Consider the following 19,201-nt stretch of genomic DNA (forward strand, 5'->3'; position numbering starts at 1 on the left):
TTGAGATAATACGTAAGTGTAGAGGAGAAGGCCAAGTAAAAGGGCAACCTGTATGGTTGCCCTTTGGGGATTAATTCATCCAGCGGTCTTTCTTCTTGCGACGCGGGATCATATGCGGAAGCAGCAGGCCCAGCAGCAGACCAACGCCTAACACGCCGCCGCCGTACATAAACCACTGCATAATAATGGTGCGCTGCTTGTCGTCGAGTTGCAGATTCGCGGCGTTCACTTTCTTGCTCGCCACAATCAGCTCATTTTTCAGCTTTTGATTTTCATCTTTCAGGCCGTTAATAATGCTGTCGCTGGCAGAAACCTTCTTCTGCATATCTGACGTGCGCTCATTCCAGGTCGCATCAATATTATTCAGCTTATCGGTCAGTGTTTTAACCTGATTTTCCAGTTCCGGCACGCGGGTACGCAGGCTCGGTTCGGTATTCAGTTCTTTCAGCGGGATCCATGCGGTACGCCCGTTGCTGTCACGCACCTGGCCATAATTCGTTGACTCATTGGTCTGCAATAACGTGACGGCTTCACCCGCGTTAAGTGAGCCCACAAGGCGATAATTATCGCCAGGGCCGCTGCGAACCCAGGTGGTCAGTTCATCGGAAACGTAGCGTTTCTCTTCGCTATGGGCCACAGTAGAAACGCTAAGCGCGAATAAAGTCAGGCAAATCAGGCGTAATTTAGGCATCAGGTCTTCATTAATCGTTTTTCGTGGGATGATAGTAGTGCAACAGTTTGACGATGCGAAGCGCAAACCTGAATGAGAATCATCCTGGTACATCAGTGACTGGCGCACAGCCAAAGGGTTTGTTGCTCGTCTAAAACGCCTTCGGCGTGGCATTTTAGCGGAAAATACTATCTACTGACAAAAAACAGGCCCGTAAGTTCGCCGGACATTCGCACCGGTGTGACGCAACCGTAAGTAAAAGGCTATGGCACAAGAAATCGAACTCAAATTTATCGTACAACCCGAGGTCCTTGAGGCCGTGCGCAACGTCCTTAATGGGCTTTCCGGCGAACATCACGCTCCCCGTCAGTTACACAACGTTTACTACGAAACGCCTGATAACCAGTTACGGAATCATGGCACTGGATTGCGGGTGCGTGGGGACAATGGCCGCTACGAAATGACCGTGAAAACTGCGGGACGTGTCGTTGGAGGCGTTCATCAGCATCCGGAATACAATGTCGCGCTGGACAGCGCCGAGCTGGATTTAGCACGTTTCCCGGCGGACATCTGGCCGGATGGGCTGACGGCTGATACCCTGCAAAGCCAGGTTCGCCCGCTGTTCAGCACTGATTTTCAGCGCGAGAAGTGGGTGGTTACTCACGGTGAAAGCCGCATTGAGTTGGCGCTCGATCGTGGCGAGGTGAAAGCGGGAGAGCACAGCGAGCCGCTGTGCGAGCTGGAAATGGAACTGCTGGAAGGCCAGTTAGCGGATATTTTAAAACTGGCGCGCCAGCTGGTGGCGGTCCCCGGCCTGCGCCAGGGCAGCCTGAGCAAGGCCGCACGTGGTTATCATCTGGCCCAGGGCAACGCCCTGCGGGCAATCCAGCCGCTGACGGTGATCGCTATGCAGCCGAAAGCGACCGTTGAGCAGGGGCTGCAAACGGCGCTGGAAGCCGCGCTATCCCACTGGCAGTACCATGAAGAGTTGTGGGTGCGCGGAAATACCCTGGCGAAATCGCAGGTCCAGCAGGCCATCGGCCTGGTTCGCCATATTCTGGCGCTGTTCGGCGGCGTTGTTCCAAGGAAAGCGAGCGCTCGCTTACGTGATTTACTGACCCAGTGCGAAGTGTCGCTGGTCTCGGACGCCTCGGCGGAAACCCTCGCATTCGGCAGTGAAATCAGCACCGCGAAACTGGCGTTGACCGAATGGCTGTTGACCCAGGGCTGGCAGCCGTTTATCGATGAAAAAGACCGCCGCAAGCTCGATGATTCCTTTAAGCGCTACGCCGATATCCATCTGTCGCGCCACGCCGCTGAGCTTAAACAGGCGTTTTTACAATCCTGCGGCGAACGCTACCGCGATCAATTACCGCGTTTATACCGCGAGCTGGACGCTATCCGCACCCTGGCGGGCGTTTACCCTGGCGAGGCGGCGCTTGACTGGATCGATACCTGGGACGCCCTGCGTCACGCTATCGAAAACGGCTTACGCAGTGATATCGAATCTCTGCGTCATGAAGCGATCGCACAATCGCCGTTCTGGCTGCACAGCGGAAAAAAATAAAAGGACGCCACCATGATGCCGCTCTCACCTTTACTGCAGCAACACGCTGAAAACGTGCTGGCTAACCTGCCTGAGCCGTTATCGGGCCTTGCGCTGGACCAGGACGCGCAGGCGATGCTGGCATTCAGCGATTTCGTGCGCGACGGGCTGGCCGCGCATCCCGAATGGCTGGACGAGCTGCGCGGCAGGCCGCCGGAAGCCGACGAAGAACGCCATTACGCGCTCTGGCTTCAGGAGGCATTGCAGGAGGTGAGCGATGAGGCGCAACTGATGCGTACGCTGCGCCAGTTCCGGCGGCGGATCATGGTGCGTATCGCCTGGGCGCAAACCCTGAATCTGGTTGCCACCCAGGGCACGCTGGCGCAGCTCAGCGTGCTGGCCGAAACGCTGATTGTCGCCGCGCGCGACTGGCTGTGGGCATCCTGCTGTCGCGAGTGGGGCACGCCGTGCAATGCGCAGGGCGAGCCGCAGCCGCTGATGATCCTCGGCATGGGCAAACTCGGCGGCGGTGAACTCAATTTTTCTTCTGATATTGACCTGATCTTCGCCTGGCCGGAAAACGGCGTTACCCAGGGCGGGCGGCGCGAGCTGGATAACGCGCAGTTCTTTACCCGCATGGGCCAGCGGCTGATCAAAGTGCTCGATCAGCCGACCCAGGATGGCTTCGTTTACCGGGTGGATATGCGCCTGCGCCCGTTCGGCGACAGCGGCCCGCTGGTGCTGAGCTTTGCGGCGCTGGAGGATTATTACCAGGAGCAGGGGCGCGACTGGGAACGCTACGCCATGGTAAAAGCGCGCATTATGGGCGACAAAGACGATCGCTGGAGCCAGGAGCTGCGCGCCATGCTGCGTCCGTTTGTCTTCCGCCGCTATATCGATTTCAGCGTGATCCAGTCGCTGCGTAATATGAAAGGGATGATCGCTCGCGAAGTGCGGCGGCGCGGCCTGACCGACAATATTAAGCTGGGTGCGGGTGGCATCCGTGAAACCGAGTTTATCGTCCAGGTGTTCCAGTTGATTCGCGGTGGACGCGAGCCGTCGCTGCAATCACGCTCGCTACTGCCGACGCTGGAGGCCATCGACGCGCTCCATCTGCTGCCAGCGGGCGATGCACAACAGTTACGCGGCGCTTATCTGTTTCTGCGCCGCCTCGAAAACCTGCTGCAAAGCATTAATGACGAGCAGACCCAGACGCTGCCGGGCGATGAACTGAATCGCGCGCGCCTGGCCTGGGCGATGGGCGAGCCCGACTGGGCGGCGCTCCAGGCAACGTTAGCCAGCCATATGACGGCGGTGCGGCACATATTTAACGAACTGATTGGCGATGACGAGCCCGACGCCGGCGAAGATAAACTGGCCGAAGGCTGGCGCGAACTGTGGCAGGACGCGCACGATGCGGATGTTACGAGCCCGGTGTTAAGCCATCTTGATAGCGACAGCCAGCGTCAGGTCATCGCGTTGGCGGCGGATTTCCGCAAAGAGGTGGACAAACGCACCATCGGCCCGCGTGGACGCCACGTGCTGGATCTGCTGATGCCGCGCCTGCTAAGCGAAGTGTGCGCCATGCCGATGCCCGCGGTCCCGCTGGGGCGCATCACGCCGCTGCTGTTGGGCATCGTGACCCGCACCACGTATCTGGAACTGCTTACCGAATTCCCCGGTGCGCTGAAGCATCTTATCCGGCTGTGCGCCGCCTCGCCGATGATCGCCGGGCAGCTGGCGCGTTATCCGCTGCTGCTCGATGAGCTGCTCGATCCAAATACCCTTTATCAGCCGACGGCCACCAATGCTTATCGCGATGAGCTGCGCCAGTATTTGCTGCGCGTTCCGGAAGACGACGAAGAGCAGCAGCTTGAAGCGATGCGCCAGTTTAAACAGGCCCAGTTGCTGCGCGTGGCGGCGGCGGATATCGCCGGAACTCTGCCGGTGATGAAAGTGAGCGATCACTTAACGTGGCTGGCGGAAGCGATGATCGACGCGGTGGTACAGCAGGCGTGGACCCTGATGGTGGCGCGTTACGGCACGCCGACGCATCTTCAGGGCCGGGAAGGGCGCGGTTTCGCCGTGGTGGGCTATGGCAAACTGGGCGGCTGGGAGCTGGGATACAGCTCCGATCTCGACCTGGTGTTCCTGCACGATTGCCCGGCAGACGTGATGACCGACGGCGAGCGCGAGATCGATGGCCGCCAGTTCTATCTGCGGCTTGCCCAGCGCATCATGCACCTGTTCAGCACCCGCACCTCGTCCGGCATCTTGTATGAAGTGGACGCCCGGCTGCGTCCGTCCGGCGCGGCGGGAATGCTGGTGACTACCGTGGAGTCCTTCGCGGATTATCAGCAAAACGAGGCCTGGACCTGGGAGCATCAGGCGCTGGTGCGCGCCCGCGTGGTCTACGGCGATCCGCAGCTGTGCCGGGATTTTGACGCCATCCGCCGCCAGATTTTGTGTAAACCGCGTGACGGCGACGCGTTACAAACCGAAGTGCGCGAAATGCGTGAGAAAATGCGCGCCCACCTTGGCAATAAGCATAAAGACCGCTTTGATATTAAAGCCGATGAGGGCGGAATTACCGATATTGAGTTTATTACCCAGTATCTGGTGCTGCGCTATTCTCACGATGCGCCGAAGCTGACCCGCTGGTCTGATAACGTGCGCATCCTCGAGTTGCTGGCACAGAATGACATCATGCCGGAGCAGGAAGCGCGCGCGCTGACCCACGCTTACGTCACGCTGCGCGATGAGCTACACCATCTGGCGCTTCAGGAGCTACCCGGCCACGTAGAGCCCGGCGCGTTTCAGGCGGAGCGCCAGCAGGTTATCCAAAGCTGGGCGGCATGGCTGGGCAAGGCATAAAAATGTGTACGCAGGGAATTGTGCTATTATCCCGCGCAAATTTGGTATCTCTCAGGAGAGTCTGGAATGAAAGTAACGCTGCCCGAGTTTGAACGCGCAGGCGTCATGGTGGTGGGCGATGTCATGCTCGATCGCTACTGGTATGGCCCCACCAGCCGTATCTCCCCGGAAGCCCCGGTCCCGGTGGTCAAAGTCGATAATATCGAAGAACGCCCCGGCGGTGCGGCGAACGTGGCGATGAACATCGCTTCGCTGGGCGCGCACTCCCGTCTGGTTGGCCTGACCGGCATCGACGATGCGGCGCGGGCGCTGAGCCAGGCGCTGGCTAACGTTAACGTGAAATGTGATTTTGTGTCGGTGCCGACTCACCCGACCATTACCAAACTGCGGGTACTGTCCCGTAACCAACAGCTGATCCGCCTGGATTTCGAAGAAGGATTTGAAGGCGTTGATCCGGAGCCGCTGCACGAGCGCATCAACCAGGCGTTGGGCAATATCGGCGCGCTGGTGCTGTCTGACTACGCCAAAGGCGCGCTGGCCAGCGTCCAGCAGATGATCCAACTGGCGCGCAAAGCAGGCGTCCCGGTGCTGATCGACCCGAAAGGCACCGATTTTGAACGCTACCGCGGCGCGACGCTGCTGACGCCGAACCTGTCTGAATTTGAAGCCGTAGTCGGGAAATGCAAAACCGACGCGGAAATCGTTGAGCGCGGCATGAAGCTGGTGGCGGATTATGACCTCAGCGCGCTACTGATCACCCGTTCAGAGCAGGGCATGAGCCTACTGCAACCGGGTAAAGATCCGCTGCACCTGCCGACCCAGGCGCAGGAAGTGTATGACGTGACCGGCGCGGGCGATACCGTGATCGGCGTGCTGGCGGCCACCCTTGCGGCGGGTAACTCGCTGGAAGAAGCCTGCTTCTTCGCTAACGCGGCGGCGGGTGTGGTGGTGGGTAAACTCGGTACTTCTACCGTGTCGCCCATCGAGCTGGAAAACGCGGTACGAGGTCGTGCCGATTCCGGTTTTGGCGTGATGGACGAAGAGGCGCTGAAACTGGCTGTCGCCGCGGCGCGCAAACGCGGCGAGAAAGTCGTGATGACCAACGGCGTGTTCGACATTCTCCACGCCGGGCACGTGTCCTATCTGGCTAACGCCCGCAAGCTGGGCGACCGTTTGATTGTCGCGGTCAACAGCGACGCCTCCACCAAACGCCTGAAAGGCGAAACCCGCCCGGTGAACCCGCTGGAACAGCGGATGATCGTGCTGGGCGCGCTGGAAGCCGTGGACTGGGTGGTGTCGTTTGAGGAAGATACGCCGCAGCGCCTGATCGCCGGGATCCTGCCTGACCTGCTGGTCAAAGGCGGCGACTACAAACCGGAACAGATCGCGGGCAGTGAAGAGGTCTGGGCCAACGGCGGCGAGGTGATGGTACTGAACTTCGAAGACGGCTGTTCAACCACTAACATCATTAAAAAGATCCAGAAAGACAGCGCTAAATAAAACCAATCGGGCCTTCATAGAAGGCCCGATTTTTTACTGCGGTTTTTCGTCATCAATCGGCGGAACCGCTGGCGCAGGCTGGATCACGTCCACCGGCGGGATAGCCGGCGCTGGCGCAGCAGATTGTTCCACTGGCGTATTGCGGCTTTCCAGCGCGCTGATACGCTGTTCCAGCGCCGCCAGCTTCTCGCGGGTGCGCAGCAGCACCTGAGTCTGTACATCAAATTCTTCACGGCTGACAAGGTCGAGACGCGTCAACTGCGACTGTAAAACCTGGCGGATTTTCTTTTCAACATCATCCCCGAATTCACGAATGCCTTTTGGCATGGATTCATGAACCTGGCGGGCAATCTGCTCAATTTTCTTCGGGTCAATCATGGCGGTTTCCCAGTGCGTGAGTTACATAACCTCTTATTGTAATGCCTGTTTCCGGGAGGAGAAACCGGAAATGTATGAATCTAAGTAATAGCACAAACCGATTTATTTAGGCTGCTGAATACATTGCCGACAATAGTCATTGGCGTTATAGTAATCCCGCTTATTCTCAGGGCGGGGCGAAATTCCCCACCGGCGGTAAATCAGCTTAGGCTGAAAGCCCGCGAGCGCTTCAGGAGCAATCCTGAAGGTCAGCAGATCCGGTGTAATTCCGGGGCCGACGGTTAAAGTCCGGATGGGAGAGAGTAACGATCAAGTCGGGCATACGGCCCACTCACGTTATTTTTTTGCCGTTTTACGACGGCACTCCTAAGACCGCCCTGATTCTGGTAACCATAATTTTAATGAGGTTTTTTTACCATGAATCAGACGCTTCTTTCCTCTTTCGGTACCGCATTTGAACGCGTAGAACACGCTCTGACCGCTTTGCGCGAAGGCCGTGGCGTGATGGTGCTCGATGATGAAGACCGTGAAAACGAAGGCGATATGATTTTCGCCGCCGAAACCATGACCGTTGAACAAATGGCGCTGACTATTCGCCACGGCAGCGGCATTGTGTGCCTGTGCATTACCGAAGATCGCCGTCAGCAGCTCGACCTGCCGATGATGGTTGAAAACAACACCAGCGCGTACGGCACCGGTTTTACCGTGACCATCGAAGCCGCGCACGGCGTGAGCACCGGCGTTTCCGCCGCGGACCGCGTTACCACCATCCGCGCTGCTATCGCTGATGACGCGAAACCTTCCGATCTGAACCGTCCGGGCCACGTGTTCCCGCTGCGCGCGCAGAGCGGCGGTGTATTGACCCGCGGCGGCCATACCGAAGCCACTATCGATCTGGTGACGCTGGCAGGTTTCAAACCGGCTGGCGTACTGTGCGAACTGACCAACGATGACGGCTCTATGGCGCGCGCGCCGGAGTGCATCGACTTCGCCGTGAAGCACCAGATGGCGGTCGTGACCATTGAAGATCTGGTGGCTTACCGCCAGCAGCACGAGCGTAAAGCCAGCTAATTCTTCAGGCAGATAATAAAAAACCCGGTTACATCAACCGGGTTTTTTACGTCCAGAGCAATCAGCCAATCCCGCTGGTTTGCAGCAGCGTCAGGCTTAGCCCCATCACCGACATCCCGCACAGCACGCCGTAACTGGGGTTATTATTCGGGTCGATCTCTTTCGCCAGCGGCATCAGCTCGTCTACAGAAAGCGCCACCATAATCCCCGCCACCGCCGCCATAATTGAGGCCATCAGCACCGGCGATACCAGCGATCCGAGGATCAGCCACGCCAACACACCGCCGAGAATTTCCGCCATTCCGGAGATACCCGCCCAGAACACCGCTTTATATTTAGAACCCGTGGCGGCATACACCGGCCCGGCTACCGCCAGTCCTTCAGGAATATTGTGCAAGGCGACAGCTAAAGCGATGCCAAATCCTAATTCCAGATTGTTGCTGGCCGTCACGAAGGTGGCGACGCCTTCCGGGAAGTTATGCAGGCTGATACCGAGCGTCAGCAACAGCGCGGTGCGCTTGAGATTGCGCGGCGCGCGCTGCAGATCTTTATCCAGCAGATCCTGGGCATGGGCATGGGGTAGAATTCGATCCAGGGCGTAGTAACCCAGCAGGCCGACAATAAACATGCCGTAGCCCAGCATCGGCGACATCCCTTCTTCGCGCAGCGCGGCGGGCAGCATTTCCATCAAAGAAATCAGTAGCATAATGCCAGCGGCAAAACCCAGCGAAAACGCCAGCAGCCGGTTTGACGGTTTTTGGCCGATCACGCCCAGCAGCGCGCCGATAAACGTGGCTCCGCCAGCCAGTAAAGTCAATATAAGAGGGACCGACATCAACAGCTCCTTGTGTTCTGGATTCTCAAAGCTTAAAGAACCCGCCGATTAAAATCGACGCGTGGTCAGCGGATTTACACCAGCCTTACATTCAAATTTCCTGATGATCTCCATCATGGTTATCTGAGTTCTTCTTTTCCCGAATCAGCGTAAGGTTTATCCATCAACATTACCCCGAAGAGCAAAGGATAACACCATGAACGTTTCGCGTATGCCTACACTGTTTCTCGGCCACGGTAGCCCGATGAACGTGCTGGAAGACAATCAGTATACTCAGGCCTGGCGGCAGTTGGGCGCAACCCTGCCACGTCCAAAAGCGATTGTCGTGGTGTCTGCCCACTGGTTCACCCGGGGTACCGGCGTCACGGCCATGGAACAGCCCAAAACCATCCATGATTTTGGCGGATTCCCGCAGGCGCTGTATGACACCCATTACCCGGCTCCAGGCTCGCCGGAACTGGCGCAGCGGCTGGTCGATCTGCTCGCGCCGGTGCCCGTTGCGCTCGACAGAGAAGCCTGGGGGTTTGATCACGGCTCATGGGGCGTACTGATCAAGATGTACCCGGATGCCGACATCCCGATGGTGCAATTGAGTATAGACAGCACGAAGCCTGCCGCCTGGCATTTTGAAATGGGCCGTAAACTGGCGGCGCTGCGTGATGAAGGCATTATGCTGATCGCCAGCGGCAACGTGGTGCACAACCTGCGTACCGCCCGCTGGCACGGTGAAAATACGCCGTATCCGTGGGCGACGGCGTTTAACGATATGGTGAAAGCCAATCTCACCTGGCAAGGGCCGGTCGAGCAGCATCCGCTGGTGAATTATCTCCAGCAGGAAGGGGGCAGCTTGTCTAACCCGACCCCGGAACACTTTTTACCTTTGCTGTACGTGCTGGGCGCGTGGGACGGCAGCGAGCCGGTTTCGGTGCCGGTGGACGGTATCGAGATGGGATCGTTGAGTATGCTGTCGGTGCAGGTGGGCTAACAAAAGGGCGCGATATCATTCGCGCCCGGTCTATTACTCGATAAAGATATGCGGATAAAAACGTGACAGATCCTGGGTGATTAACGCCCGATCTTCACGGATGCCGATCCCGGCAGGCTGATCGTTGATAAGCCAGCTGCCGATCAGCGTATAGCTGTCGCCAAACTTCGGTAGCGGATAGAACTGCTGCACGATCATGCCTTCCTCGCCATACGGCCCCTCGACGTGCTCCAGTGTTTGCCCGTTTTCAATGATGGAAATATTGGCGCCTTCGCGGGAAAAAATTGGCTTCACGACGTATTTATCCATCGTCGGGTGCTGGTCTTCAGCAAAATAAGCGGGTAGCAGGTTAGGGTGGTTCGGGAACATCTCCCACAGCATCGGCAGCAGGGCTTTGTTGGAAATGATGCTTTTCCAGGCCGGTTCCAGCCAGCGCACGCCTGCGTCTTCCAGCTTGGTGGAGAAGATCTCGCGCAGCATGTATTCCCACGGGTAGAGCTTAAACAGGTTGGCGATCACCTGATCCTGCGGATCGGTAAACTGGCCTTTCTCGCCCAGGCCGATGTCGTCGATATACAAGAATTCGCTCGCTACGCCTGCCTCAGCGGCGCAATCCTGCAAATACTGCACGGTTCCGCGATCTTCCACCGTGTCGCGGCAGCAGGCGAAATGCACCAGATTAAAACCGTGTTGTTCTTTCAGCTCGGCGAAGCGCGCGATCACCTTCTCTTGCAGGCTGTTGAACTGATCGCTGTTGGCCGGGAGCTTGCCCGCGTTGATCTGATCTTCCAGCCAGATCCACTGGAAAAATGCCGCTTCATACAGCGAGGTAGGCGTATCGGCGTTGTTCTCTAACAGCTTCGGATCGCCGACGCCATCCCAGGCCAGATCGAGACGTGAGTAGAGCGACGGCTGCTGGCTGCGCCAGGACTGGCGCACAAACTCCCAGGTGTGTTTCGGAATGCGGAATTTGGTCAGCAGCGCATCGCTGGCGACGACCTTCTCCACCACCTGCAAACACATCTGATGAAGTTCGGCGGTGACGGTTTCCAGGCGTTCCACCTGGTCGAGCGTTAACTGGTAATAGGCTTCCTCACACCAGTACGGCTCGCCGTACATGGTGTGGAAGTTGAAACCGTATTCGGTAGCTTTTTCGCGCCAGTCCGGGCGCTCGCTAATGGCAATCCGTTCCATCGATCAACCACCCATCGAACGGTTGGAGGTGCCGGTTGCCGAGCTACGCTGCATGGCGGACTGCTTCGCCACCGATTCGCCAAAGCCGCCGCGGGTTACGGTCGTGGTGGTGGCTGGTTTCGGGGCCATGGCGGTTTTCGGCACCGTCATGGTGCGGCCCGGCTGCGCTGCGCCATAGCTCTTGCCGCTGGCGTCGTTGTACTGGCCGTAGGCCGGGCTGGCAGGATTGCGCGAGGTGAACAGCGGCTGCTGCGCGAAGCCCGCGCCGCCGCCCATCATACGGCCCATCATGTAGCCCGCCATTAACGGCATCCAGAAGCTGCCACCGCTGTGGGCCTGAGCCTGGTTTTCACCCGCCATGCCCGCCTGTGCGGGTGCCTGCTGGCACTGGTTTTCGCCAAATTCCGCCACGCAGTCTTCGCGGGTGGCGTATTTCGGCGCGGTGCGCTCGGCTTCTTTCAGGGCGTTGTTATAGGCGGTGGTACATTCGGCGCTTTTGCCCGGGTTAGCCGTCGAACAGTCGTCGGCATTCTGATAAAGCGAGACAGTCTCATCGCTCTTTTCACAACCCGCAAGCATAAACACGGCGGAAACCGCCAGTGCAACCGGAGTTAAGTGGCGCGCGCTAAAGCTTTTGCGAAACGTCGCATGATTGATGGATTTTGTCCGTTTCATTTTATCTTCCTGAACCCAGTGATAATGCAAAGAATTAACTTCAAAGGATAGAGGATGAACGGTCGAAATTAAAGCGGCAGGCGCGCCGGGCGCGGATCTTTACGTTGCCTTACGAAGTTTCGGGGGGTGATTCACACCCCCCGTCGCAGGCTTAATTGCGGAACGGATTTTTACCGTTGCTCTGCGTAGCGGCTGCGGGTTGCACCGCGCTCGCCGGCTGAGCGGCTGGCTGGGTCTGCGCACCATTGGTGGCGGCGTAGCCATCGGCGGCGGCATCCTGCTGGGCATTTTCCGGTGCCACGATTTCAGGCGTGGTGGAAACCGGTTTGCCCAGGTTGCTGTTGAGGATTTGCAGATCCTGCTCATTCAACGTGCCCAGCGCGGATTTAATATTCAGCTGGTTAATCAGGTAGTTATAACGGGCGCTGGAGAGCTGCTGCTTCGCGTTGTACAGGGTAGTGGTGGCATCCAGCACATCAACGATGGTACGGGTACCCACTTCGTAGCCAGCTTCTGTCGCATCTAATGAACTCTGGGCAGAAACCACTGCCTGTTTGTAGGCGTTGATGCTGCTGATAGAGGCATTGATGTTATTGAAGGAGGAGCGCACGGTTTGCACGACGTTGCGGTGCGCGCTTTCAAGCTGCTCGCTGGCACCGACGAAGTTGTACTGCGCCTGTTTAACCTGGGAATTTACCGCGCCGCCGCTGTAAATCGGCAGGGAGAAGTTAATGCCGACTTTATTCTGGCCGACGTTGCTGTCGTTATACTGAGCGGTATTGGTCGCGGAGCCGCTGTAAGAGCTGTCGGAAATGCCAGTTGAGGCGGTCAAACCTACCGTCGGCATATGGCCGGTTTCAGCCAGGCGAATCTGCTCGCGGGCCAAATCCTGGCTGAGGCGCGCCTGCAACAGCGCCAGGTTGCGGTTTTCCGCTTCTTTCAGCAGATTGTTCACCGAATCCGGTTTCGCGGTTTTGAACGCGTCAACGTTCAGCGACGCCAGCTGCGGATAGTAATTGCCGGTCACCTGACGCAGCTGTTCCAGCGCGTTATCCAGGTTGTTACGGGCGGTCACTTCGTTCGCCAGCACGTTATCGTACTGGGAGCGGGCGTTCTGTACGTCGGTGATCGCCACCAGACCCACGTTAAAACGCTGGGTAGTCTGGTCTAACTGGCGGTAGATCGCCTGTTTCTGCGCTTCGGTATAGGAAAGCGCATCGATAGCGCTCAGCACGTTAAAATAGGCGGTCGCGGTGTTCAGGATCAGGGTTTGCTGATCGGTCTGGAAGGTGACGTCCTGAATACCGGCGCTTTTTTCCTGAAGCGTTAACTGACGCCATTTCGACATATCGAAAATGGTCTGGGTCAACGACAGCGACGCGCTGGTAGTGTTGGAGTTAATGCCGTTCGCGTCGCGGTAACCGTTGCTGTAAGAGTAGTCTGCGCCAAGGCCGAGCTGCGGTAATAAAGGACTGCGAGCTTCGTTGATTTTTTCGAATGCGGCATCACGATCGGCAGCGGATCTACGCAGGTCCGGGTTGCTCAAACGTGCTTGCTGATAAACCTGTAACAGGTTTTCTGCCTGGCTCATGGCGCTGAATCCGGTAAGGCTCAGGCCGATAAGAATGGGGAGCAGTTTCTTCATTTGCATTCCTTGTTGTGAAGCAGAATTTGTTTATTAGCGCTGACAGAAGTCGAAAATTGTCGCCGATTTTAGCAGAATCCGCGATATCTGAAGATTGGCCTTCTGTGCCTTATGCCATTAAATTTCATCAATCTACCATATTGGCGTTATAACGACAGGTAAACTGGAGTTGAATACGTTCACCACAATCCTCATTTATAACAGGCTTTGATCATGAGCAAACCAGACGATCGCGCAGTGACTTTCACAAAAAACGATGTAGAAATTATTGCACGGGAAAAATTGTACCGCGGCTTTTTTTCGTTAGATCTGTATCGTTTTCGACACCGCCTTTTCAATGGTGAAATGAGCGGTGAAGTGCGACGTGAAATTTTTGAGCGCGGTCATGCTTCAGTCCTGCTACCCTTTGACCCTGTGCGCGATGAAGTGGTGCTGATCGAACAGATCCGCATTGCCGCGTATGACACCAGCGACACCCCGTGGTTGCTGGAGCTGGTCGCCGGCATGATTGAGCCCGGCGAAAGCGTAGAAGAGGTGGCGCGCCGCGAAGCCATGGAAGAAGCAGGATTGCTGGTAGGACGCACGAAGCCGGTATTGAACTATCTCGCAAGCCCAGGCGGCACCAGCGAGCGGTTATCGATTCTGGTGGGTGAAGTGGATGCCACCCAGGCCGAAGGTATACACGGCCTGGTGGAAGAAAACGAAGATATTCGTGTTCATGTGGTAAGCCGGGAACAGGCATACCAGTGGGTAAACGAGGGGAAAATCGATAACGCAGCCTCAGTCATCGCACTGCTCTGGCTGCAACTGCACTATCAAGAAATACGTCAAGAGTGGAACACCTGAATATGAAGCGCTACACCCCCGACTTTCCAGAAATGATGCGCCTTTGCGAAACCAATTTTGCAATTTTGCGCCGCTTGCTGCCGCGAACTGACGCAGTGGGCGAAACCGTGAGCTATCAAGTCGGCAGCGCGCAATACCGATTAACGATCCTCGAATCCACCCGCTACACTACGCTGGTGGAAATCAAACAGACCGTGCCCGCAATTAGCTACTGGAGCCTGCCATCAATGTCGGTGCGGCTCTATCATGACGCGATGGTGGCGGAAGTGTGTTCAAGCCAGCAGATCTTTCGCTTCAAAGCACGTTATGATTACCCGAACAAAAAGTTGCATCAACGCGATGAAAAGCATCAAATTAACCAGTTTCTTGCGGATTGGTTGCGCTACTGCCTGGCGCATGGAGCGATGGCGGTTCCGGTTTGTTAGCGTCGTGAAACCTAAGGACACCCTTTGGAAAGTTTGTTGAATCTTCCTGTTGCGGATGGGGCGAGCGTCAGGATTTTACAAATTACCGATACCCACCTGTTCGCGCAAAAAAGCGAAACGCTGTTGGGCGTCAATACCTGGAGTAGTTATCAGGCTGTGCTGGAAGCAATCACCGCACAGCAGCGTCCGTGCGACCTGATTGTCGCGACCGGTGATTTAGCGCAGGATCATACGCCTGAGGCCTACCAGCATTTCGCACAGGGCATTGCCGCATTTTCTGCGCCCTGCGTCTGGCTGCCGGGCAATCACGATTTCCAGCCTGCTATGTTCAGCGCGCTCCAGGATGCGGGCATCTCCCCGGCGAAGCAGGTGCTGTGCGGTGAAAAGTGGCAGATTTTGCTGCTGGACAGCCAGGTGTTCGGCGTGCCGCACGGCGAGTTAAGCGAATATCAGCTGGAGTGGCTGGAAGCAAAGCTGGCGGAGAACGCCGATCGGTTCACCTTATTATTGCTTCACCATCATCCGCTGCCAGCGGGATGTAGCTGGCTGGATCAACACAGCCTGCGTAATGCGGGCGAGCTGGACGCGGTGCTGGGCCGTTTTCCGAATGTGCGCCACCTGCTGTGTGGACATATCCATCAGGAGCAGGATCTCGACTGGAATGGCCGCCGTCTGCTGGCGACGCCGTCGACCTGCGTTCAGTTCAAACCCCACTGCGCGAATTTTACCCTTGATACCATCGCCCCTGGCTGGCGCTGGCTGGAACTGCATGCCGACGGCACATTGACCACCCAGGTCGAACGCCTGGAGGGGACGCAGTTCAATCCTGACACCGCGTCCGAAGGCTACTGATGTCCACACTTCTCTACCTGCACGGGTTCAACAGCTCGCCGCTCTCCGCGAAGGCGACGCTGTTTAAAGCCTGGCTGGAACAGCATCATCCGGCGATTAACATGATCGTGCCTCAGCTGCCGCCGTTTCCCTCCGATGCGGCGGAACTGCTGGAGTCGCTGGTGCTGGAGCACGGCGGCGAAGAGCTGGCGGTGGTGGGCTCGTCTCTCGGCGGGTATTACGCCACCTGGCTCTCCCAGTGCTTTATGTTACCGGCGGTGGTGGTAAACCCGGCGGTGCGCCCGTTTGAACTGCTGGTCGACTATTTAGGCCAAAACGAGAACCCCTACACCGGGCAGCAATATGTGCTAGAGTCACGCCATATTTACGATCTTAAAGTCATGCAAATCGACCCGCTGGAAGCGCCGGATTTGATTTGGCTGCTGCAGCAGACCGGGGACGAGGTGCTTGATTATCGCCAGGCGGTGGCGTACTACGCTTCCTGCCGGCAGACCGTGATTGACGGGGGTAATCACGCCTTTGTGGGCTTTGAAGATTATTTCTCACAGATTGTCGATTTCCTGGGGCTTGAGTAATTCCGCCCCGAGTCGATGCCGTTTCTCTCTGAACGAATAAACCATGACGCAATCCTATAACGCTGATGCCATTGAGGTACTCACCGGGCTTGAGCCGGTTCGCCGCCGTCCGGGGATGTATACCGATACCACTCGCCCCAACCACCTTGGGCAAGAAGTTATTGATAACAGCGTGGACGAAGCGCTGGCGGGCCATGCGAAACGCGTAGACGTCATTCTCCACGAAGATCAATCCCTTGAAGTGATTGACGACGGGCGCGGTATGCCTGTCGATATCCACCCGGAAGAGGGTGTGCCCGCCGTTGAGCTGATCCTGTGCCGTTTGCACGCGGGCGGTAAGTTCTCTAATAAAAACTACCAGTTCTCCGGCGGCCTGCACGGCGTGGGGATCTCGGTGGTCAACGCCCTGTCGAAGCGGGTAGAAGTGAACGTCCGCCGTGACGGACAGGTCTACAACATCGCGTTCGCCAACGGCGATAAAGTGAAAGATCTGGAAGTGGTCGGCACCTGCGGTAAACGCAATACCGGCACCAGCGTGCACTTCTGGCCGGATGAATCGTTTTTCGATTCTCCGCGTTTTTCGGTATCGCGCTTAAGCCATTTGCTGAAAGCGAAAGCGGTGCTGTGCCCCGGCGTAGAAATCACTTTTAAAGATAAAGTGAACAACACCGAGCAGCGCTGGTGCTATCTCGACGGGCTGAATGATTACCTGAGCGAGGCGGTCAACGGGCTGCCGACGCTGCCGGAAAAACCGTTTATCGGCAATTTCTCCAGCGATACCGAAGCCGTAGACTGGGCGCTGCTGTGGCTGCCGGAAGGCGGCGAACTGCTGACGGAAAGCTACGTTAACCTGATCCCGACCATGCAGGGCGGCACCCACGTTAACGGCCTGCGTCAGGGCCTGCTGGACGCGATGCGCGAGTTTTGCGAATACCGCAACATCCTGCCGCGCGGCGTGAAGCTCTCCGCGGAAGATATCTGGGAACGCTGCGCCTATGTGCTGTCGGTAAAAATGCAGGACCCGCAGTTTGCCGGGCAGACCAAAGAGCGCCTCTCCTCGCGCCAGTGCGCGGCATTTGTTTCCGGCGTAGTAAAAGACGCCTTCAGCCTGTGGCTGAACCAGAACGTGCAGGCGGCGGAAATGCTGGCGGAACTGGCGATCTCCAGCGCCCAGCGCCGGATGCGCGCCGCCAAAAAAGTGGTGCGTAAAAAACTCACCAGCGGACCGGCGCTGCCGGGCAAACTGGCGGACTGCACCGCGCAGGATCTGGCGCGCACCGAGCTGTTCCTGGTGGAAGGGGATTCGGCGGGCGGCTCGGCTAAACAGGCGCGCGATCGCGAATACCAGGCGATCATGCCGTTGAAGGGTAAGATCCTGAATACCTGGGAAGTCTCGTCGGACGAAGTGCTGGCCTCTCAGGAAGTTCACGATATTTCCGTGGCTATCGGCATCGATCCGGACAGCGAAGATCTCAGCCAGTTGCGTTACGGCAAAATCTGCATTCTGGCAGATGCCGACTCGGACGGGCTGCATATCGCCACGCTGCTGTGCGCGCTGTTTGTGAAACACTTCCGCACCCTGGTGAAAAACGGTCACGTCTACGTTGCGCTGCCGCCGCTGTACCGCATCGATTTGGGTAAAGAGGTTTACTACGCGCTGACGGAAGAAGAAAAGGCTGGCGTGCTGGATCAGCTTAAGCGTAAGAAGGGCAAACCGAACGTGCAGCGCTTTAAAGGGCTGGGTGAAATGAACCCGCTCCAGCTGCGCGAAACCACGCTGGATCCGAATACCCGCCGCCTGGTGCAGTTGACCATCAGCGACGACGACGATGCGCGTACCACGGCGATGATGGATATGCTGCTGGCTAAGAAGCGTTCGGAAGATCGTCGTAACTGGTTGCAGGAGAAAGGCGATCTCGCCGATCTGGACGTGTAACCGGCGCGATGACGTAAAAAAGGCGATGAATCTTCATCGCCTTTTTTGATCCTGAATGCGCGCTTAAACGCCCTGTTCCAGAATACGGATATGGGTTTCCAGCACGTCGCCTTTCACCGCCTCGCTCCAGGCTTTCATATGCGGCGTCTGAAGGTGCGCTTCAAGATGCGGCACGCTTTCCCACTGCTCCAGCATCACGATGGAGTCCGGCGCGGTGGACTGGAAGCTCACCTGAGCGTTAACGTCTACCAGCGGCGCATAGCCGTGGCAGCCTTCCTCCGCCAGCACAGTGGGAATAATTTTGGCGAACTGATCCAGCACCGCCTGGCGATGATGTGCGCCCGGACGCGTGCGGATCTCTGCAATAACTGTCAGCATCAAAAACTCCTTGTGATAAATCCGTAGAACAGCAGCCGCAGGCGGCAAGCCGCGGCTCTCTTAATCAGGATAGAGTAACAGGCATTCAGTTAAGCAAAAATCGCCGCCAGATGCTCGCGATATTCTTGAATATAACGCGGCACGTCCGGCATTTTGATCACGTCATTGGTGATAAAGGTCGGCAGCGCGTCCATGCCCAGGAACTGATTGGCCTTATGGAACGGCAGATACACGCCGTCGACGCCCACGCCGTGGAAGAACTGATCTTCTTCGGTGAACGCATCAAGCGGCGCGTTCCAGGTCAGGGAGAGCATATATTTGGTGCCCTGAATCAGGCCGCCGGAGCCGTATTTTTTGCTGGCGTCGGAGCGGGTACGCCCATCGCTGGCGTACAGGGTGCCGTGGCCTTCAGTGAACACGTCATCGATGTATTTTTTCACGGTCCATGGCGCGCCCATCCACCAGCCCGGCATCTGGTAAATCACCACGTCGGCCCAGACGTATTTCTGCACTTCGGCCTGAATATCGTAATCGCTGTCAGCGCGGGTTACCTGAACATCGTGTCCGAGGTCGCGCAGAAAGCTGTGTGCGACGTCGGTCAGGGTGTCGTTAAGCTGGCCTTTAGAGTGCGCGAATTGTTTCGCGCCGTTGATGATAAGCACGTTGCTCATTATTTATCCTCGAATAATTGCATTTGGCATGAATGATAGCGGATCGGGCGGGGCGGTAAAATTAGCAAAAAGTGCAAAGACTTTTGCCAGATGCGCAATAATCAACGTCTGGAGCGGTTATCTGATTACTGGTGTTAAATACAGG

18 protein-coding genes and 1 riboswitch are annotated in these 19,201 nt (G+C 57.2%); of the genes, 10 read left to right on the forward strand and 8 right to left on the reverse strand.

Annotated elements, in window-relative coordinates:
• Positions 1-70 precede the first annotated feature (70 nt).
• Entirely contained in the window at positions 71-691 is a 621-nt protein-coding gene (locus FND52_RS14030; protein ID WP_002438167.1) for a TIGR04211 family SH3 domain-containing protein, read from the reverse strand.
• 244 nt (positions 692-935) lie between these two features.
• On the opposite strand from FND52_RS14030, the gene FND52_RS14035 reads away from it, so the two are divergent.
• From FND52_RS14035 to hldE, 3 genes are all read left to right on the forward strand, one after another.
• Positions 936-2,237, forward strand: a complete 1,302-nt coding sequence (locus FND52_RS14035) for a CYTH domain-containing protein (protein ID WP_144131440.1) — start codon at positions 936-938, stop codon at positions 2,235-2,237.
• 12 nt (positions 2,238-2,249) lie between these two features.
• Entirely contained in the window at positions 2,250-5,090 is a 2,841-nt protein-coding gene (gene glnE, locus FND52_RS14040) for a bifunctional [glutamate--ammonia ligase]-adenylyl-L-tyrosine phosphorylase/[glutamate--ammonia-ligase] adenylyltransferase (RefSeq protein WP_144131442.1), read from the forward strand.
• A 66-nt stretch (positions 5,091-5,156) separates the two neighbouring features.
• Positions 5,157-6,590, forward strand: a complete 1,434-nt coding sequence (gene hldE / locus FND52_RS14045; protein ID WP_125293724.1) for a bifunctional D-glycero-beta-D-manno-heptose-7-phosphate kinase/D-glycero-beta-D-manno-heptose 1-phosphate adenylyltransferase HldE — start codon at positions 5,157-5,159, stop codon at positions 6,588-6,590.
• 33 nt (positions 6,591-6,623) lie between these two features.
• On the opposite strand, the gene ubiK is transcribed toward hldE, so the two are convergent.
• Positions 6,624-6,968: a ubiquinone biosynthesis accessory factor UbiK gene (gene ubiK, locus FND52_RS14050; RefSeq protein WP_125293723.1), complete on the reverse strand. Its 345-nt coding sequence runs from the start codon at positions 6,966-6,968 to the stop codon at positions 6,624-6,626.
• A 158-nt stretch (positions 6,969-7,126) separates the two neighbouring features.
• Positions 7,127-7,276: riboswitch (FMN riboswitch) on the forward strand.
• A 109-nt stretch (positions 7,277-7,385) separates the two neighbouring features.
• Between ubiK and ribB the strand changes: the two genes are divergently transcribed.
• Entirely contained in the window at positions 7,386-8,039 is a 654-nt protein-coding gene (ribB, locus tag FND52_RS14055) for a 3,4-dihydroxy-2-butanone-4-phosphate synthase (RefSeq protein ID WP_125293722.1), read from the forward strand.
• Positions 8,040-8,100: 61 nt separating this feature from the next.
• Here ribB and zupT read toward each other — a convergent pair whose 3' ends face one another.
• Positions 8,101-8,874, reverse strand: a complete 774-nt coding sequence (zupT, locus tag FND52_RS14060) for a zinc transporter ZupT (protein ID WP_125293721.1) — start codon at positions 8,872-8,874, stop codon at positions 8,101-8,103.
• Positions 8,875-9,070: 196 nt separating this feature from the next.
• On the opposite strand from zupT, the gene ygiD reads away from it, so the two are divergent.
• Positions 9,071-9,859 (forward strand): 4,5-DOPA-extradiol-dioxygenase, encoded by a 789-nt coding sequence (ygiD, locus tag FND52_RS14065; protein ID WP_144131444.1) that lies wholly within the window; start codon positions 9,071-9,073, stop codon positions 9,857-9,859.
• Between the two features lie 33 nt (positions 9,860-9,892).
• On the opposite strand, the gene FND52_RS14070 is transcribed toward ygiD, so the two are convergent.
• The 3 genes from FND52_RS14070 to tolC all read right to left on the reverse strand — a co-directional run bounded on the left by FND52_RS14070 (position 9,893) and on the right by tolC (position 13,373).
• Positions 9,893-11,053, reverse strand: coding sequence for a glutathionylspermidine synthase family protein (locus FND52_RS14070; protein WP_144131446.1), 1,161 nt, complete (start codon positions 11,051-11,053; stop codon positions 9,893-9,895).
• Between the two features lie 3 nt (positions 11,054-11,056).
• Entirely contained in the window at positions 11,057-11,728 is a 672-nt protein-coding gene (locus FND52_RS14075; RefSeq protein ID WP_125293718.1) for a DUF1190 family protein, read from the reverse strand.
• 151 nt (positions 11,729-11,879) lie between these two features.
• Positions 11,880-13,373, reverse strand: coding sequence for an outer membrane channel protein TolC (gene tolC, locus FND52_RS14080; RefSeq protein WP_144131448.1), 1,494 nt, complete (start codon positions 13,371-13,373; stop codon positions 11,880-11,882).
• 213 nt (positions 13,374-13,586) lie between these two features.
• Here tolC and nudF point away from each other — a divergent pair, with 213 nt between their 5' ends.
• Genes nudF through parE form a run of 5 tightly spaced genes read left to right on the forward strand, consistent with a single transcriptional unit; the run spans position 13,587 to position 18,007 of the window.
• Entirely contained in the window at positions 13,587-14,219 is a 633-nt protein-coding gene (nudF, locus tag FND52_RS14085; protein WP_125293716.1) for an ADP-ribose diphosphatase, read from the forward strand.
• Positions 14,220-14,221: 2 nt separating this feature from the next.
• Positions 14,222-14,644: a DUF1249 family protein gene (locus tag FND52_RS14090; RefSeq protein WP_125293715.1), complete on the forward strand. Its 423-nt coding sequence runs from the start codon at positions 14,222-14,224 to the stop codon at positions 14,642-14,644.
• Between the two features lie 24 nt (positions 14,645-14,668).
• The gene (gene cpdA, locus FND52_RS14095) at positions 14,669-15,496 is read left to right on the forward strand and encodes a 3',5'-cyclic-AMP phosphodiesterase (RefSeq protein WP_125293714.1); all 828 of its coding nucleotides are present in this window, start codon (positions 14,669-14,671) and stop codon (positions 15,494-15,496) included.
• Positions 15,496-16,071: an esterase YqiA gene (gene yqiA / locus FND52_RS14100; protein WP_144131450.1), complete on the forward strand. Its 576-nt coding sequence runs from the start codon at positions 15,496-15,498 to the stop codon at positions 16,069-16,071. The genes cpdA and yqiA overlap by 1 nt, the downstream gene beginning before the upstream one ends.
• Positions 16,072-16,114: 43 nt before the next feature.
• Positions 16,115-18,007, forward strand: coding sequence for a DNA topoisomerase IV subunit B (parE, locus tag FND52_RS14105; protein WP_125293712.1), 1,893 nt, complete (start codon positions 16,115-16,117; stop codon positions 18,005-18,007).
• Positions 18,008-18,070: 63 nt separating this feature from the next.
• Here parE and FND52_RS14110 read toward each other — a convergent pair whose 3' ends face one another.
• Positions 18,071-18,385 carry a putative quinol monooxygenase gene (locus FND52_RS14110; protein ID WP_125293711.1) on the reverse strand — a complete coding sequence of 105 codons (315 nt, stop codon included), beginning with the start codon at positions 18,383-18,385 and terminating at the stop codon, positions 18,071-18,073.
• A gap of 89 nt (positions 18,386-18,474) precedes the next feature.
• Positions 18,475-19,056, reverse strand: coding sequence for an NAD(P)H-dependent oxidoreductase (locus FND52_RS14115; protein ID WP_144131452.1), 582 nt, complete (start codon positions 19,054-19,056; stop codon positions 18,475-18,477).
• Positions 19,057-19,201 lie beyond the last annotated feature (145 nt).

It is taken from the genome of Atlantibacter subterraneus (assembly GCF_007570865.1).
GTDB lineage: Bacteria > Pseudomonadota > Gammaproteobacteria > Enterobacterales > Enterobacteriaceae > Atlantibacter > Atlantibacter subterraneus.